We start from the raw sequence: 18,603 nt of genomic DNA, 5'->3' as shown, positions 1-18,603 counted from the left end.
ATCCAGAACCTTGAGCATGATAAATCATCGATTCAGTTATAGAGGCCTATTAGCGGTTGCCGTTGTCTCGGCTTTGGCGGGCTGTAGTGGTGGCGGAACACTGGCAGGGTTGGATTATAAGGCTGAAAAAGAGCAGCCAATCACTTTTCAGCAGCTCAATCACGGCCAGGTGAGAGAGGAGTATCAACAGTTACTCGACCTGTTTCAAGACGAGGAGTTGAAAGAACAAATAGAGCGCCGGATTGCTGATGTCTATATGCTCGAAGGCTCTCATCAACAAGCGGTAACGGCAGGTCAGCATAAGAGTTATTACCAAGAAGCGATTCTATCTTATCAACAGGTGCTGGAAAAATACCCCAACTCGCCGGATAACGCTGAGGTTTTGTACCAGCTTGCGAAGGCTTATGATATGGACGGGAATGCGTATAAGGCGAGAGATATGCTGCTACGCCTTACCACCAAGCATCCTGCATTTAGCTATAATGCCGAGGCCTACTTCCGGTTAGGTGATATTTATTTTAACGATCAAGACTACCGTCAGGCGGAGGCCTTCTATCGTAAGGTGACGCTAGGTGAAGACCTAAAGCTCGCCGCTAACGCCCACTATATGCTGGGTTGGTCACTGTATAAGCAGGGGGCTTACACAGAGTCAATTAACGCTTTCTATGTGGTGTTAAAAGCAGTGCTACAGGGCAACGGTGATGTTGCCAGCAAGGCCGATGAGGCACTGTTGAAAGATACCATCCATTCGATGACGTTGGCCTTAGCGCAGTTGGGTGGCAGTGAGGCTATCGATGATGTACCCGGCCTCGCTAAGCAAGACTATGTCTGGATGATCTATCAGGATCTAGGGGAATACTTCCTAGAGAAGGAGCGTTTTGAGGACTCAGCGGCAACGTTACGCCGTTATATTGATCATTATCGCAAGACGACGAAAGCACCAGAGTTACACGAACAATTAATAGCGACTTATATTGCCGCAGGCTTTCCTCAGCAGGCATTGTTAGAGAAGGCGAATTACATAGATTACTATGGTGTTGGCTCCTCTTATGATGTTACCGGTAATACCGCTTTCGCCGCGAAGATCAACAGCAATATTGCCGATTATATCGAACAGTTAGCAACAAGTTACCATGCCGATGGCCAGACGCAGTTAGCAGAACTGGAGAAGTTAACTGCAGCAAACAAGACCGATAGCAAGCAATATCGACAAACCGAGCAGCGGGCGGTAGAGGCTTTTGCAGCCGCCGCGAGCTTTTATCAGCGCTATATTGATGATTATCCCGCAGGGGAGAAAGTCGCCGAGTTTACCTTCTTGACCGCGGAAACTTACTTCTCGGCAGGGCAGTACGAAAAAGCGATCAGTCATTACGAACAGGTTGCCTATGAGCGACCCGAAGATGAAAATAAGAGTGATGCTCGCGGTGAGTATGCCGCTAACGCTGGTTATGCTGCGATTATTGCCCACCAAAAGAATGTTGAGGCCCTAGGCGCTGATTCTCGAAAAGGAAAGCGAGCACAGGCGGCGGCGGTGAGTAGTATGTTGCGTTTTGCCGAAACCTTCCCCGGTGATCAGCGATCTGCTGCCGTGCTGACTAACGCGGCTGAATTACTCTTTGCCTTAAATGAGTATCAGCGAGCCCTAGATGTGACAGCCTCGTTACTCAATAGCAATACGGCCACCGATAATGCGTTACAACAGACGGCTTATGGCATTGCCGCGCACTGTTACTTCCAATTACATGATTATCCTAAGGCGAGTACTCACTATCAGCTGCAGCGTGACATGCTTACGCCTGGCAGTGAACAGTATCAGCGTGTCACAGAGCGTTTAGCAACGGTTGTTTACAAGCAGGCGGAACAACAGCAGAGTGAGCACAACGATGATGCGGCGCTGGAGTTGTTGCTGAGCATCCGTCAGTTAGCACCTACTAGCTCTGTGCGTGTGGTGGCGCAGTATGATGCGGCAACGATGTTGTTGGCTCAGGCCCAGTGGCCACAGGCAATAGAGCTGCTCCGACAGCTTAGCGATGAGTTCCCTCGACACGAGTTGGCGACTGAGTTCCCTCGCAAGCTCGCCTACGCTTATGAGAAGAGTGGCAGCAGCAGTGAAGCTGCTAGCAGCTACCTAAGACTAAGCAAGCAAGATGCCGATGCAGAGGTTAGGCGTGAAGCGCTGTTTATTGCCGCCAAGTTGTATGAGGATAGCGGTGATTATCAGACGGCCATTACGTTGTTCAAGCGTTATGCACACGCGTACGAAAAGCCATTTGAGACACGGATGGAGGCGCGCTATCACCTAGCAACCAGTTATAAAAAAGTCGGTGATAAAATTAAGCATCTTTATTGGTTACGCAGGGTTATTGATGGCGATCGCAAGGGCGGTAACCTGCGCACCGACAGAAGTCGTTGGCTAGGCGCCTGGGCCTGTGTTGAATACGGTGATTACTTCGCCTGGGAGTTTTCGCAAAGGCGCCTACGACAGCCACTAGAGGCGAGTTTACCTCGCAAAAATGAGTCCCTACAAAGTGCTACACAACGCTATCAACAGGCAGCAGATTACGGTGTGCTGCTATTTTCTACTCAGTCCAGCTTTAAGTTGGCGGAGCTTTATCAGAAATTTGCTCAAGAGTTACGGCAGGCACCAAAACCAAAGTTAAGCGCTCAGGATATGCGTGTTTATAACGGCATTATCGAGCAGCAGGCACAGCCATTCGATCATTTGGCGGAAGAGCTACATATGGGCAATATATCCCGCGCCTGGTCCGGGGTATTCAACGAATGGATAGACCGTAGCTATCAAGCGATGGCAGTGCGTAATCCTAATCGTTTTGGAAAAACAGAATTGGAGGTCGGTTACGGTGATCAGATTCGATAAAAAATTACTTTCTACAGTGCTTGTGGCCCTAGTTTCAGGCTGTGTGGCAACACCTGCCGTGATAAAACAGCAGGCTAACCACTCACCGTTGGAGACGGATGTTGCTATTACGGTGTCGGTCGATCAGCCGGTAGTGCAAGAACAGAATGCGACATTGGAGCCGAGTAAGCAATATATACCCAAAGCTGGCAAGAATGATGTCTATACAGCGATGGCGAATCCCTATCTGACCTTACAAGGGGTGATTGCAAAGCCTTCTATCGAGCTATTTATTCAGGCGCGACGTGCTTTGAGAAAGGATCAGCCAGAGCAGGCGAGGGGCTTTCTTAAGCAGTTGACGGAGCAGGATCCTAGCCTTTCTGGTCCCTGGGTACTGATGGCCGATATAGACCGCAGGGCCGGTCAATGGGTACTGGCAGAGCAGCACTATCAGGCCGCGCTAGCTGTTAATAAGGGCAATGTTAATGCCTATATTGGCTTGGCTAAGGTGCAGCGCCAACAGGGGCACTTCCTAGCGGCGCAGAATAGTTATGTCACAGCGCTGAAACTGTGGCGAGATTTTCCCGAGGCCCACCTCAACTTAGCGATTCTCTATGACCAGTATCTGAATCTACCTCTGAGGGCGCAGCGTCATATGGAGGCCTACTTATTTTTATCGGTAGAGGCCGATGAGAGGGTGGTTGCTTGGTTGGCTGATCTACAGCAACGTACTGGTCAGGCTGTCGTGCTGACAGGTAAGGCTTTACCTGCTGTGATCGACACTACTGTGGCAGGCTTGGAGTAGCGATGATGAAGATATTTTTAGCTTTATTACTACTGCCGTCGGCTTTAATCGCAGTTTCTGCCCACTCCGATGATGAACCTATCATGCTGGAATCGAGCTTTATCGGTGATAAAGAGCAGCCAACAGTCAGTTATTTCATACCCTGGCAGGGCTTGGGCGCCCCGGATAAGTTGCACTGGAATATGGAGGGGAAGCACGATGAAAGTCTTTCTCCTGTGGATCGTGACGTGATGTTACGGTCAATGAGAATCTACGATGAAATGTCGTTGGAAAGCCCCGTAGAGCCAGCTAAATAGCTAGCGAAAAGACTTTCACAATTATTTTTTAACAAATTATTTTAAATAAAGGTGTACCCTGATGGATGTTTACAGCACAGTCGTTAAGTTTTTCCAAGATGGTGGTTTTTTTATCTACCCAATTGGCCTTGTACTCGTTATTGGCTTAGTTATTAGTGTTGAGCGCTGGATGTATCTTGCGCTGCAGAAAAGAAGAAATGTGAATGCTTTCGATAATTTTTTACCGCTGCTAAGAACCAACGACCTAGAGAAGATGCAGCTCTTTGCTCGCGATAATAATGTGCCGGTAACGCGTATCATTGGTTGCGGCCTCGACATGATGAAAGTGTCAAAGCAGCGTGGCGATATTGAAAACGCAATGAGTGAAGGTATTTTAGAGGCGATCCCTAACCTGGAAAAACGTACGGGTTACCTTTCTGTGTTGGCGAATATCGCGACACTATTAGGCTTGCTGGGTACTATCGTTGGACTGATTGCCGCTTTTACCGCGGTGGCGAGTGCCGATCCATCAGAGAAGTCGGCACTGTTATCACTCTCAATCTCGGTGGCAATGAATACGACCGCCTTTGGTTTGATTGCGGCAATTCCACTGCTGGTCTTGCATGCAGTGTTGCAAAATCGTGCTAACGCGATTGTGACTGGTATTGAAATGTCTGCCATCAAGTTTTTAAACGTAATGACGTTGAACCGCGCGATTGAAGCGGGTCTGGCTCGTTCAGCAGATGATGAACTGCTGGCAGGAAGTTAACAATGGCCTTAATGCGTAGAGCGAAAAAGGTGGATGAGGCGGAGCTTGATATCACCTCCTTCATGAACCTAATGATTGTCTTGGTTCCCGTGTTATTGCTTAGCCTGACTTTCACCAAGGTGACGGTGCATGATATTCAGTTGCCGGAACTAACCGGCGGCATGTCCAGCAGCGAGCGCGCACAGTCACAGCTTGAGGTTGAGGTTGATGGAGAAGGCTTTAAAGTCTACTACCCGGGTAATACCTTAATTAAAGCGGTACCGTTACAACATTTGGAAGCCGGTGAGAGTTATGATTACGCAATGCTGTCAAGTATTTTGCAGGGGATGAAACTTCAGTTGCAAGAGCGTCGAGATGTCATTATTAAATCATCGCCCAGCGTCAGTTATCAGACCTTAGTGAGCACGATGGATACCGTAAAGTCTTATAAAACTGTGCTGTCAGCAAGTTTGGTAGAGGTTGAGTTGTTTCCAGAGATATCACTGGCCAATTTGTAGCGCCTCTTAGCTAGGGAGCTTTGGCGAGCTTAAACTTAATCGGCCTGATAACGGCCAACTGGCGAATATGAGTTAACTATGTCACTTATCACAGCAAGAGAAAAAAGAAGTTATTTCGATAGTAAGTTAAATCTAGTGTCGTTGATGGATATCTTTACCATATTAGTGTTTTTCTTATTATTAAACAGTGGTGAGAGCCAGAATTTAGAGCAGGCAAAATTTATTACCTTGCCAGACTCTAGTACGAATACTGATGTTCACGGCGACAGCATTATTACTATCTCCGATCGGCAGATATTGTTTGGTAATGAAGCAGTGATAGATTTAGACGATGTTGTCGCGGATAAACACAATACCATCGAGGCCTTGTCAGACGTTTTGAAAAAGCATGCCGAGGAACTGGGTGAATTAGCCGAGGAGCAGCGAGCACGCGGTTATGATGTAACGATAATGGGGGATAAGTCGGTGCCCTATGCGTTATTAAAAACGGTCATGACAACGTGTAATCAGCAGAATTATCGTAATATTTCTCTGGCCGTGAATCAGGTGAGTGCGCCGGTGATAGCCTCATCGGGTATTTCAACGAGTGTGGTAGGGGGCTAGTATGAGTATTGCTATAGAACAGGATTTTTCACGTGCCTTTTGCTTGGATCTTTCCCTTGCATGGCATGATGACCGTCAACAGGAGGAGCGTTTTCAGCGGTTATTGAAGCGCTTTATTGCCCCTTTACTCATTTTCTTCCTTGCGTTGCCGTGGCTACCTGTGTTTGAAAATGAGGAGGTAGATAGCGTTGATGAGGTGGTGAAAACGCAGTTGATTCTTGAACCCATTGAAGAGGTTCAGCCACCGCCGCCGCCTCCTCCACCGAAGCCCAAGGTGAGGACGAAACAGAGCCAGGGCAAGCAGAAGGCTGCCTCTCAGCAGAGTAGTACTCAGTCACTGGCGGCACTCAGTAATCAGCTGAATGCGTTGCGTGGCGGCATAGATATGAAGAAAATGCAGAATAAAAATCTCGCTATAAATACCCAGGGCCAAGCAGCTTATAGTGAACGTTCGAGCTTAGGGAGTGATAGTGCCATTCAGCGTAGCGGTGGCATTGTGGTTGATGCAGCTGCTATGTCAGATGATGGGACAGGACTCGCCGTCTATAACCCGCAAGCCGTAGAAGGCTTGGCCAGCGCTGGTAATTCGACGGCACAAAAGCGAGGTCACTCATCGTTTCAGGCGGGTAAGCGTGATATGGAGAGTATCCGTCGTACTTTTGAGCATCGTAAAGCAAGTGTCTATGCGCTCTATACGGAGGCCTTGCGTCGCTTTCCAGAGCTAAACGGTAAGTTTACCTTTAAGTTAGTGATAGAGCCGGATGGCAGTATTTCAAGGTTAAAACTGGTGAGTAGTGAGCTGGGCATGGCAGAGTTAGAGAAAAAAATTCTCGCCAAGATTGCCAGTATTCACTTTGGTGCAGCCGACGTTTCGGCAACTCCGGTGCAATATAAGTTTGTTTTTCTTCCCAGCTAACGGCATAGCCATGCTCTAGGCTGCGTCAGTTCTCACTATCAGTTTGCGGCAATCTATATCTTTAGGTTGCCTAGTGCACAGCTTTTGAAAAAAAGTTGTGTATTTTTTTTATGACGCTGTGTTTGTGACTTTATAGCTATATTACGCATTGATAACTCAGCATCATTACGATCACTAAAATAAAATATTGGATGGCAGGCTTAGCGATGGCTAATGTATATAGGCTAATTGCATCATTGATGTTAGCAGGGGTTGTTAGTGCTTGTGGCGGTGGCGGCGGCGAAGGTAAAAGTGAAGTTGATGAGATTGAGGAGGGTGAGGGGGTTGCTAGCCGCTCTTCACTTGTCTTTATCGAGAGTCCAGTAGCCGAGTATCAGCAAGAAATTGTGCAGCGCTCGGCATTGAAGGCTGCAAACGTTAATCCACTAGAGCCCAGCTCACCTTATCACTACATGCTCGGCAGCCGTTTGATGTTGCGTTCGGGGGTGCAGTCTGACGCCGATACGACGGATTTGCTGGCGGATTATTTTCACGGTGCAGCCTACGATGTCAAAGACCTCAGCTTGTCCGCCGATGGTGCTCAGCTACTATTTTCTGCGCATGGCCCGAGTGACTCGCCAACAGATAATAGTTGGAATATCTATCTCTATGACTTTGCTACTCATGCCATACGTCGGATCATTGCCGACGATAAAACGGCTAATGCTTTCGAGGATACCAGCCCAGTGTTTGCGCATGATGGCTCTATTCTTTTCTCCTCTAATCGTGCTGCCGGCAACCCGGCGCGGGTTGAGAGAGAGCAGCAACTGATACTTGAGGAGGACTGCATACAGGTAGGGCCAAGTGAATCACCCTCGCTGATTCATCAGATGACGGCGCAGGGGACGGATATCGTCCAGCTCACTTTTGGCGTTAATCATGACACACAGTTGACGACGATCGGTACTGATAAGGTAGCCTTTTTGCGCTGGTCAAGAAGCTATCAGCTGCTGTCATACTGTGAAGATGAAAATATGCTGGCTGACCTAGAGTCTGTGCAGCGTAGTGTGCAAGCCGTGAACCTGGACAAGCCACAGTCCTGGGGAGACCTAGAAAAGTGTGCCTATACTCAGCAAACAGAAGTCGGCCCAGCGCTGGCAACGAATCATTACACGCTGTTGCAAATGACTGACGATGGCAGTCAGTTAGAACAGCTCTATGAGCGGGTGTCGTTAGAGGATTCCGAGGCCGCTTTTATTGATATTACCGACTTAGTGCAGCTAGAGAATGGCCGCCTTGCGGCGTTGATCAAGCATCGGGATAACCCTTTTCTCGGTGGCGATTTGATCGAGTTGTTTGCTCCGCAGCATCCTGATGATAGCAGTATCTACTCCAGCCTTTCTCCGCGTTCTATTTCAGGGGGGAAGTCGTTGTTGTATCCCCAGCAAGTTTCTCAGGCAGGCTGGTACAGTGCGGCGGCACCGTATTGGGATGACTCAGGCCGTCTTGTGGTCTCTTGGGCACAGTGCCTGCAGTCTGACGGCGAGGTGAGTGCTTTTTGTGATGATGCTACAGCTGCACAGCAAGCGGAGGGGCGTTATGGACTCTGGGTTTATAACCCGGAGGAAGACAGTCGCTTGCCAATCGTGCAGCCACAGCAACAAGTGGTCTACTCCGAGGTGCGTATGGCACGCGCTAAACCGGCCCTCGATTTTCCCTACACGGTATACAGTCCTCACTATAGTAATGAGGGCGGCAGCAATGGTGTGATCTGTAATGATCCGCACCAACCTGTGAAGCCTGACCCGATAAACCCAGTTGATCCTATCGGTCCTGTAGACCCTGTAGATCCGGTTGACCCCGTCGATCCTGTAGATCCTGTAGATCCTGTAGATCCCGTCGATCCTGTGGATCCCGTCGATCCGGTTGATCCTGTCGATCCGGTTGATCCAGTTGACCCAGTTGACCCAGTTGACCCAGTTGATCCTGTCGACCCAGTTGACCCAGTTGACCCAGTTGACCCAGTTGCCCCAGTTGATCCTGTAGATCCTGTCGACCCAGTTGACCCAGTTGACCCAGTTGACCCAGTTGATCCTGTAGATCCTGTCGACCCAGTTGACCCAGTTGACCCAGTTGACCCAGTTGACCCAGTTGATCCTGTCGACCCAGTTGACCCAGTTGACCCAGTTGACCCAGTTGACCCAGTTGATCCTGTCGATCCCGTTGACCCAGTTGATCCTGTAGATCCTGTCGACCCTGTCGATCCTGTAGATCCTGTAGATCCTGTCGATCCTGTAGATCCTGTAGATCCTGTCGACCCTGTAGATCCTGTCGATCCTGTAGATCCTGTAGATCCTGTAGATCCTGTCGACCCTGTCGACCCTGTCGATCCTGTTGATCCTGTTGACCCAGTCGACCCCGTTGACCCCGTTGACCCCGTTGACCCCGTTGATCCCGTCGATCCTGTTGATCCTGTTGATCCCGTCGATCCCGTCGATCCTGTTGATCCCGTTGATCCCGTTGATCCCGTCGATCCGGTTGACCCGATAGACGGTGATTACGGTGCCGTTCATATCCTCAGTATTTATGATTTAGACGGCGTCGATCAAACGCTCAGTCGTGGAGGCATCGCCACATTGGCAGCCACACCGAATATGGATGATCGCCAGCGCCGTTTTGTGCGGGTGACTACACCGGGGGATGAGCCTGAGCTGATCGGTTATAGCCAGATTGAGCCCGATGGCTCGGCGATGTTCCGAGTGCCAGCGGATACGGCGTTCAGCTTTCAGTTTGTCAATGTTGATATGAAAGAGGCGAAACTTAAGCCGGGCGATGAGCTGAGTTACCTACAGCGGCATCCCGGTGTGTTGCGCGTAGAGAAAGGCGAATCGATGCGGTGCCATGGCTGCCATGAAGAGGGGAGTGATAACCCACATGGCACTATTAATGAGGTGGTATCGGCAAACCTTGGCGCACCGGCGAAACTGACAGCGTTTGCAGGCACCAACGGTATTATTCTGCCTCAGCTAGTCGGAGACACACAGGCTAAGGCGCGAGCTGCCCATGACGGCGGCGCCAAAGCGGTGACGATCGACATCGATTATCGCGACCGTTGGAGTGAACCTAACAACGAGGGAATGCCGCTGAGTTATGTTTATACTGACTTGAATACACCGATACCGGTGAGCCGGAAGTGTGCAAAAAATTGGCGGGAGGACTGTGTCGCCGATATTAATTATATCGATCATATCCAACCATTGTGGGAGGTGCCGGGGCGCACCAGTGATGGCTTTAGCTGTGTGAGTTGCCATGATAATGGTGGCTCAACAGGGCTCGATTTATCGAGCAATGTTACAGGCAGTCTCAACGGCGCCTATACTGCGCTGTTTGAAATTCGTAGCAGCTATCGCTTTTTAGGTGGTGAGTTTGAGCAAGTGGGAGGAAGTAGCTGCCGGCGAATTATTGAATCACCTTTTGTTACTGCGCCCTCAGAGGATTGCTTTAGTTGTTACGATTACTACTTGATGAGCCAGCGTGGGGCCATCGAGTCGGCGAACTTCTTCGAGATGTTTGATAATGACCCCTTCGATGATGCATGGTTCTTTAAACCTGTCGATCTTGACGCAAAGGTGGATCATCGGCATATGTTGAGCCCCGTTGAGCGCAAGCTTATTGCCGAGTGGCTCGATAGCGGCTCAGTAAAGCACTAAGCGCAAGCGAGGCGGTAAGTGATGAGCCTTAAGCAAGTTTGAGGTTCGTCAGTGTTTGCTTACCATACTCACTTGGTGGGCTTGATAAATGCTCAGCTAGGCCATATAACAGGCATTAATAATGCTAGTTAAAATGCCCCAGGAGTATTGGTCATAAATAACTCGACGCTTCCACTGATTGTTGCTGGCCCCATTGTCCGCCATGTTGACTCCCGTCAGCTTAACTTCTGGTTGGTGACGACAAGCCGATGTCCGGTCGTGCTGTGTTTGTTTAATCGTAATCATGAATTGATTGTCGAACGTTCTCTCGACGAAGATGAGCATCGGCAAGTAGCGATTGGTCACCATGCTTTTGTCAATCTACTCTCGATAAACTTTCAATCGCCGCTACCTGAGGGGGAGTTAATCTACTATGACCTACGGCTAGTAAAAGAGGAAGGCGAGGTATCGGTCGTCGATGAAGTGGAGGGGTTATTGTACGCGGATGAGTCACTGCCGAGCCTGGTGATTAACCGCAAGTTGGATAAGCTGTTACACGGTTCTTGCCGCAAGCCGCATTTTGATAGTGCCGATGGGCTTTGTCAGGTTGATAAACTGCTGGCGACAGAGGCTTTTACCGCTGAGCAACGTCCGTCGCTGTTGATGATGTCGGGTGATCAGATCTATGCTGACGATGTAGCGGGACCGGTGTTGGTGGCTATCCATCAGGTCATCGAGCTACTTGGGTTATTTGATGAAAACTTGCAAGGCGCCCTGGTTGATGACAGTCAGTCGTTATATCAGAGCCCCTTTTGTTACTACCATCGTGAACAGTTGTTGCCGCACGATAGGGCTGGCGAGGCGATTTATGACAAGCTTTTTGCCGCCAGCAAAAAGCCAATCTTTACCAGTGATGATGCAGGAAATCATCTGGTTACACTGGCCGAGGTGATGGCGATGTACCTGTTGGTCTGGTCACCAACACTATGGCGGCAGGTATCGCTGTCGATGCCATCGATAGCAGAACCGGTATTAGTACAAAAGTATTCGGCCGAGCGCCGGGTTGTTGAGGACTTTGTGGCAGGACTTGCCTCGGTACGCCGCGCGATGGCGCATCTGCCCGTGTATATGATCTTTGATGACCATGATATTACCGACGATTGGAATTTAACCCGTGGTTGGGAGGAAACCGCTTATGGCAATGCATTTTCTAAGCGGATCTTGGGTAATGCGTTAATTGGTTACTTCCTTTGCCAGGGCTGGGGCAACGCGCCTGATAAGCTGAAATCGTTGGGTAGTAAGGTCGAGGAGCATTTTAGCGTGCTCGGCTGTGACAGCCAGGATGATCTCATTGACCAGCTGTTGGATTGGGATCAGTGGCATTATAGTTTAGCGACCACGCCCAAGTTGGTGGTGCTCGATACGCGTACGCAGCGCTGGCGCTCCGAGAGCAGGGCGAACAAGCCCTCAGGCTTAATGGACTGGGAGTCACTGAGTGAGTTACAGCAGGAGTTGATCGACCAGCCCAGCGTTATCATGGTTTCACCGGCACCGATTTATGGGGTGAAGGTGATCGAGACGATACAGCGTATTTTCACCTTCTTTGGTAAACCGTTGTTAGTGGATGCGGAAAACTGGATGGCGCATTCAGGTACCGCGAATGTGATGTTGAATATTTTCCGTCACTATAGAACACCGCCTAATTTTATTATTCTTTCTGGTGATGTGCATTACTCCTTTGTCTACGAAGTGACGCATCGATTTAGACGCAATAGCTCAAAGATATTTCAGATAACCTGTAGCGGAATTAAAAACCAATTTCCGAGTAAGCTATTGCACTGTTTGGCGGAATTGAACCGCTATCTTTATGGCCGTTATTCGCCCTTGAATTGGCTGACCAAGCGTCGGCGAATGCGTATTAAAGCGCGTCGCGTCGATCAGCAGGATACAGCAAGGTTGTATAATGCTAGCGGCATCGGCCTATTGGAACTGAACGATGCTGGAGAGCCCGAGCAGACGCTGCTGCTCTGCGCCGATGGCAAACGGGTTCATTTTCGGTAATAAGGCCGAGGCTTTAAAGTTCCCTGTTATTTCTTATTGTTAATTTAATATCGCGACGAAGCCCTACGGTTTGCGTTAGCATGTTGGTAATGGATATTAATAAAAATAATAGGTTGAACAATGAAGATAACAGTGAATTACTGCTGGGCAGTGTGCCTAACGCTGCTCTGCACATTAATTTTGGCCGGCTGTGATAGTGATCCGAAAGCCCTTTCGGCCGACTCATCATTACTGCAGGATACGGTGGCTGATTGCTCCGTGGTCGATGATGTTGTCAACGATGAAAACCCACTGTTTACACCGCTGAACCTGCAGCCGATTAAGCCTGCGGAAGCTTTGCTGGTGAATATCACCAACCGAAAAACAGTATCGTTAAATGGATCTTGGCGCTATATCATCGATCAGCTTGCCGTTGGCGATGCTAGTCCATTACTGTACGGAGGTGTCGGTGAAAACCGTCAGGCGGCGAAGAATGAGTTGTTAGAATACCAGTTTAGTGACCGTTATCGTTTACAAGTTCCCGGTGACTGGAATACCCAGCAAGAGGCGTTATTTTGGTACCGAGGTGTTGTTTGGTATCAGCGAGAGTTTGATTACCAGCCGCCGGCCGACAAGCGTGTCCACCTCTATTTTGGTGCGGTGAACTTCTCTGCCGATGTGTATCTCAACGGTCGCTTATTAGTGCGTCACCGTGGCGGTTTCACCCCTTTTAATACCGATATCAGCGATTACTTATTGAGTGGTCGTAATACGCTCGTGGTTAAAGTCGATAGTATGAGTGGGCCGAGTGAGGTACCGACGGAATATAATGATTGGATGAACTACGGAGGCATCACGCGTGACGTCTTATTGGTCGAGACAGAAAAGACTTATATAAGTAATTATAAATTACAGTTGGCATCGAACGACTCCTCGATGATCGAAGGCTGGCTGCAGTTGGCGGGTGATAGCGTAGCTAATAAAGAGGTGGTGTTAAATATCGCAGAGGCGGAAATTGAGCAAACTGTACGTACCAACAAAAACGGTTATGCCGCCTTCCGTTTTAAGGCAGCAGTCGATTTTTGGTCACCCAAGTCGCCGCGGTTATATGATATACGGTGGCGGTATGGCGCAGAAAAAGTGCTACATGATCAAATTGGATTTCGCAGTATAAAGACGCAAGGGGAAGATATTTTGCTGAATGGGCAGTCAATCTTTCTCTATGGTATATCGAACCATGAAGAGTCCCTGCTGCATCCGGGGCGCGCTAATAGTCAGGCTGATGCCGATGCCGTGATCAAGAGAGTGCAGCAGCTTAACGCTAACTTTCTTCGTCTGGCGCACTATCCGCACAATGAATATATTGTTCGGGCCGCCGATAAGGCGGGCATTATGCTCTGGTCTGAGCTGCCGGTGTACCACAATATCGACTTTGCCAACCCCTGTACCTTAGCCAGTGCCAAGCGGCAGTATCGCGAGATGATCGACAGAGACCAAAATAGAGCGGCGATCATCATGTGGAGCCTGGGTAATGAGACGCCAGAAAGCGAGGCGAGAAACCGCTTTTTTTTCGACATGGCGAAGCATGTTAGATCACTTGATGACACGCGTTTACTGACGGCGGCATTGTTAGGTTTTGGTGCGATGGAGGATATAGGACGTTACTTGGCAAAGTTGATTGCCGCGCAACGCAGTTCACTATTGGGTATGTTGATCGACCCTGAGCCTGTTGTTATTGAAGTAACCGATCCGTTGGGTGAGGTTGTCGACGTATTGGGTTATAACGAATACCTTGGTTGGTATCCCTCAGGGCCGATGGCGGAGGCGATGAGGGAGAATGGTCTCGAGGTCAGTGAGGCTGAACTGAGGGCGTTAATGCTTGAGAGTATGGAAAAGTTTTCGATAGTAACGCCTTTTAATAAGCCTCTTTTAATCAGTGAGTTTGGCGCCGGTGCAAAGCCAGGCTTGCACAGTAAGGAGGGTGAGGTTTGGAGCGAGGAGTATCAATCTAAGGTGTATGTTCAGCAGTTGAAAATGTTAGCGAATAGCTCGGCCTTGAGAGGTCTCTCACCCTGGGTATTAAAAGATTTTCGAGCCCCTTATCGCTTGAATACTGATACACAAGACTATTGGAACAGAAAAGGCTTGCTCTCAGAAGATGGCCGCGAGAAACAAGCTTTTCAATTGCTGGCAGACTATTACCGCCAGCATGCTGAAAATTACCAAATACAATGAGCCTTGCTTTAAGCTTATCCCGGTAGAGGCTGGCGCCTGATATCTCGGAGTGTGCTCGGTGCGTTGGGGTTTCCGACCAGCACTTCCGAGGGCTTATAATGAGGGCTGATGAGTGAGCGGTCAAAGCGCTGACCCTTGAAGCGTAGCCCGATCATATCACTGAAGGTAGAGATGAAATGTTGGCTGCTGTAGAGGCGGTCTTGATAGGCGTGCCAGTCGGCTGGGTGGGCGGCTTTCCAAGAGGGTGAGCGCCAGACGAAGAAGGGGATGCTGTACATATATTCCGAGGGGTTGCTCTCATCTCGTCCCTCATATGAGCGGTAATCGTAGACTTCTTCGCCATGGTCGGAAAAATAGACCAACATGCCATAGGGTGATGTCGTTTTATAATCATTGATCAATTGTGATAACAACCAGTCATTATATAGCACGGCATTGTCGTATTGATTATAGGTTTTCACTTGATCTTTGTTGAGCGCAACGCTTGTCGTTATACCCTGCTTCGATTGAAAGTGATCAAACGGTGCAGTATAGCGGTATTTATAGTCTCTGTGTGTTCCCAGCAAATGCACAACAATGAGCTTTTTCTTTGCGGTGTCTTGTAGTGCTTTTTTAAAGGGGAGTAGAACCTTCTCATCGTAACTAGCGAGATTCTGTTTATCGTTGTTGTTGAGGTAGGCCTGCTCATCAGCTTGTTGTGAGAAGAAAGTGAGCATGGTGTTACGCTGGGTTAATGTTTGCTGGTTCGTTATCCAGAAAGTTTTGTAGCCAGCCTGTTTCATCATCGCGATCAGCGTTGGCTGTTTCATATAGAGGTTTGGGTGACGCTCATCGGCGAAGCTTAAGACTTGTTCGAGCGTCTCAATCGTATAGGGGCGAGCCGTATAAACATTATTGAATATATCCAGCTGTCCTTTGATCTTATTCAGTTCTGGGTTGGTGTTACGGCTATAGCCATACAGCCCCATACGGTGGCGGTCTGTCGATTCACCGATTACCAAGACAACTGTTTTTGCTTTATCCGCCTCTGTATCGACAAGATCTTTTACGGGGGGAACCGTATCCGCATGGTCGATTAATGCTTCCATATTGCTTAGCTGTTGACGGTAGGCTAAGTAACTGGTCGGGATAGTAAATGGTGTGGCAAAGCCTAGCCTCTTATGAAAACGTTTAAAGCTCGCAGCACTGGTACCTCCATCCTTGAGCCCTTTGTGGATGATCGGCAGAGAAAATGACAATAGTATAATAAGGCTGAAGATAAGATAGGGGCGCTCACCCTTGACGCCTTGAGGTCGCTCAATCTTGCGCCAGAGTAACGTCATTACGACAATATAGCCTAAGGTTAATAGAGGGATCCACCAGCGCAGATAACTGATGATAAACTCAGAACCCTCGTGACTGTTGGAGTCGAAGGCGATAAAAAGGGTTGATTGGGTGATCGCCGTGCCATAGAGCATGAAGTAGGAGAGTTTGAGTGCGGATAACAGAGTAAACAGCCCGCCCATTATTGCACAGTAAGGCTTAGTGATGACGGGGGCAAAGTAAACGGGAATAATCCAGATAGCACTGAGGCCGATAGCGGTAAGAAACTGGCCTATTGAGGTTTGTCCGGAAAAGAAAACACAGGCTTGATAGGGGATAGTTGCCAACAGAAAGAAGGCTAACAGAGTGCCATAGGTCTTCATTAAAGTTTGTTGTTGTGGGTTCAATAGTTTGCTCACGTAGCGGCCCTCTACTTTTCTCTGTGGTCGATGAGTGGATCTATTATCCATACATGCAGTCAAAACAAGGTCAAATGAATGTGAAGGGAGTGTCAAATAATTGACATTGAGCGGGATAAGTTATCGACTAGCGGCTTCTGATGGTGAACTACTGTCAATGATGTCATTATTGTCTCTGTAACACATAACTAGGAACGTATTTGTGAGTATTTTGATTGTTGAAGACAACGTTGAGATTCAGCTCAATATTGCTGATTACCTTTCGATGAAGGGGTATAGCGTTGATTTTGCCTCAGATGCTTTTACCGCACTACATCTTCTTTCTACGAATAGTTATGCTTTGGTTTTACTGGATGTGATGATCCCTGGTCTCGATGGTTTTGAGTTGCTGACTAAAATTAGAACGGATTGTCAGTTATCGATTCCGGTGATTATGCTAACGGCCCGGGGGGAAGTGGCCGATCGTCTAAGGGGGTTTGAGGCCGGCGCCGATGATTATCTAGTGAAGCCCTTTTCTCTAGCAGAGCTACACGCCAGAGTGAAGGCGGTGCTAAAACGTGGTGGGAATGTTGTGGATGATACGATTACAGTAGGCGAACTGTTTTTGAATAGGAACACCTTTAAAGTCAGTCGAGCTGGTATAGATATTTCGCTAAATAAGATTGGCTTTAGAATACTTGAGCAGTTAATGAAGAATAGCCCTTCTGTGGTGAGTCGAGAGGCTCTGATGCAAGCGGTTTGGGGCGATGAGCATCCCGATAGTGATAGCCTGCGAAGTCACTTACACTTGCTCCGTAAAGAGGTAGATAAACCGTTTGGTAGGCCTTTAATAAAGACGATTAGAGGCGTGGGGTTTTGTATCAATGAAGAGTAGGTGGAGTAAGCTGTCGATATCGAACCGCTTGATTTTCTCCTTGGTCTCGTTGGTGGCCATTATATCCGGTATATTTGCTCTCTCTATTTACGTGTCGGTACACGTGGTGGAGAACACGCTGATTACACGCGAGATGAACTTATATCTCCGGACTAGCTTGGCGAAGGAGCGCCCTTTGATCGATAACGTCTCTGGTGTGGATTACGGTCAATCCGAATTAGAGGTCTATACATCGGCCAACGTACCGCCATCATTAGGCCAGTTTCCCTATGGTCTATCAGAGCTAGAGCGTTCTGATCGAGACTACTATGTCTATAAGAAGCAGAGGAGCGCTGAGGTATACTATTTAGTCATGGATCAAGGCAACTTCGAGGATGTTGAAAGCCTATTTTATTATATTATTTACGCCCTTTATCTAGGCTGTGTATTGCTCAGCTGGATGATTGCACGCTGGTTATCAGCCTCGATTATCAGGCCTATCAGCAAGCTGGATAAGGCGGTGAGTGAAAAAATGCGAGGACAAGATAGCTCGATAGTTCTCCATGAGGGTAATGCTAATGATGAGGTGGGGCGCTTGGCCCGCTCGTTCGATTCATTAATTACCCAATACGATGAGAGTTTGGCTCGGGAGCAGTTATTCAATGCTGATGTCAGTCATGAGTTGAAGACCCCTCTAATGGTTATCGCGACTAGTGTGGAGATGTTAGAGGAAGTCGGTGGCTTATCTGCTTACCAAGAGGCAAAGTTACGCACTATTCGTGATGCATGTGCAGAGGTTGATGATCTGTCGTCAACTTTCTTACTGCTCTTAAAGCATAATTACGATGACGGCACAGAGCCAATCGAGACGGATCTAGAAACTGTGATTGATCAGCTTGACTATAAATGGCGACCCTTAGTTGAAACTAAGGAACTGAAGTTTTCCCTAGAGAATCACTGCTCGATAACGCAGAAGGTGCCAGAGGGTACAACGATGATTGTACTGAATAACCTGCTAAAGAATGCCCTTAATTATACTCTGCAGGGTGAGGTTCGGATTGATTTCTATAATGATTACTGGGTGGTGTCAGACAGCGGTGTGGGTATTAGCGAGATTGACCAAGGGCAGCTTTATCATGCGTTTCGTCAGGCCAATAATAGCGGTAGAAGCGAAGGCTTTGGGCTGGGCTTGTCGATCGCGAGAAGAGTCTGTGACCTCTATGGTTGGCGCTTGGACTACCAGAGCAATACCTTAGGAGGTACCTCGTTTACAGTAAGCCTTAGTGAAGGTAACTTTCCGGGCAACGACTCCGCGTAAGCTGAGTGCGTTGCCCGCTGTTGTGGTTATACTAGAAGGCTTATTT

13 protein-coding genes are annotated in these 18,603 nt (G+C 48.5%); 12 read left to right on the top strand and 1 reads right to left on the bottom strand.

The genetic code is table 11. The annotated features are described in order from the left end of the window. Positions 1-16: 16 nt before the first annotated feature. The 10 genes from EDC56_RS07990 (at position 17) to EDC56_RS07940 (ending at position 14,665) form a co-directional block, all read left to right on the top strand. Positions 17-2,878, top strand: coding sequence for a tetratricopeptide repeat protein (locus tag EDC56_RS07990; protein WP_211333613.1), 2,862 nt, complete (start codon positions 17-19; stop codon positions 2,876-2,878). Further along, positions 2,862-3,662 (top strand): tetratricopeptide repeat protein, encoded by an 801-nt coding sequence (locus tag EDC56_RS07985; protein WP_148059354.1) that lies wholly within the window; start codon positions 2,862-2,864, stop codon positions 3,660-3,662. Before EDC56_RS07990 ends, EDC56_RS07985 begins: the two co-directional genes overlap by 17 nt. Positions 3,663-3,664: 2 nt before the next feature. Beyond that, a complete protein-coding gene (locus EDC56_RS07980) occupies positions 3,665-3,958 on the top strand; it encodes a hypothetical protein (RefSeq protein WP_245980667.1) in 294 nt (97 codons plus the stop codon). Between the two features lie 61 nt (positions 3,959-4,019). Next, entirely contained in the window at positions 4,020-4,706 is a 687-nt protein-coding gene (locus EDC56_RS07975) for a MotA/TolQ/ExbB proton channel family protein (RefSeq protein ID WP_245980666.1), read from the top strand. A 2-nt stretch (positions 4,707-4,708) separates the two neighbouring features. Beyond that, entirely contained in the window at positions 4,709-5,203 is a 495-nt protein-coding gene (locus EDC56_RS07970; protein ID WP_123712016.1) for a biopolymer transporter ExbD, read from the top strand. A 78-nt stretch (positions 5,204-5,281) separates the two neighbouring features. Further along, positions 5,282-5,806, top strand: a complete 525-nt coding sequence (locus tag EDC56_RS07965) for an ExbD/TolR family protein (RefSeq protein ID WP_123712015.1) — start codon at positions 5,282-5,284, stop codon at positions 5,804-5,806. Position 5,807: 1 nt separating this feature from the next. Then, entirely contained in the window at positions 5,808-6,722 is a 915-nt protein-coding gene (locus EDC56_RS07960; RefSeq protein ID WP_123712014.1) for an AgmX/PglI C-terminal domain-containing protein, read from the top strand. A 206-nt stretch (positions 6,723-6,928) separates the two neighbouring features. Beyond that, positions 6,929-10,411, top strand: a complete 3,483-nt coding sequence (locus tag EDC56_RS19585) for an HzsA-related protein (RefSeq protein WP_162844126.1) — start codon at positions 6,929-6,931, stop codon at positions 10,409-10,411. Between the two features lie 147 nt (positions 10,412-10,558). Then, positions 10,559-12,451 carry a metallophosphoesterase family protein gene (locus EDC56_RS07945; protein WP_123712013.1) on the top strand — a complete coding sequence of 631 codons (1,893 nt, stop codon included), beginning with the start codon at positions 10,559-10,561 and terminating at the stop codon, positions 12,449-12,451. 120 nt (positions 12,452-12,571) lie between these two features. Beyond that, positions 12,572-14,665, top strand: coding sequence for a glycoside hydrolase family 2 TIM barrel-domain containing protein (locus EDC56_RS07940; protein WP_123712012.1), 2,094 nt, complete (start codon positions 12,572-12,574; stop codon positions 14,663-14,665). Positions 14,666-14,679: 14 nt separating this feature from the next. Here EDC56_RS07940 and cptA read toward each other — a convergent pair whose 3' ends face one another. Then, the gene (cptA, locus tag EDC56_RS07935; RefSeq protein WP_162844125.1) at positions 14,680-16,386 is read right to left on the bottom strand and encodes a phosphoethanolamine transferase CptA; all 1,707 of its coding nucleotides are present in this window, start codon (positions 16,384-16,386) and stop codon (positions 14,680-14,682) included. A 202-nt stretch (positions 16,387-16,588) separates the two neighbouring features. Between cptA and EDC56_RS07930 the strand changes: the two genes are divergently transcribed. Further along, positions 16,589-17,260, top strand: a complete 672-nt coding sequence (locus tag EDC56_RS07930) for a response regulator transcription factor (RefSeq protein ID WP_123712010.1) — start codon at positions 16,589-16,591, stop codon at positions 17,258-17,260. Further along, positions 17,250-18,557, top strand: a complete 1,308-nt coding sequence (locus EDC56_RS07925) for a HAMP domain-containing sensor histidine kinase (RefSeq protein WP_123712009.1) — start codon at positions 17,250-17,252, stop codon at positions 18,555-18,557. Before EDC56_RS07930 ends, EDC56_RS07925 begins: the two co-directional genes overlap by 11 nt. The last annotated feature ends 46 nt before the right edge of the window (positions 18,558-18,603 follow it).

This window comes from Sinobacterium caligoides (assembly GCF_003752585.1).
Taxonomy (GTDB): Bacteria; Pseudomonadota; Gammaproteobacteria; order Pseudomonadales; family Sinobacteriaceae; genus Sinobacterium; species Sinobacterium caligoides.
Note: the sequence above shows the minus strand (reverse complement) of the source record. Positions and strands in the feature narration are given on the sequence as shown.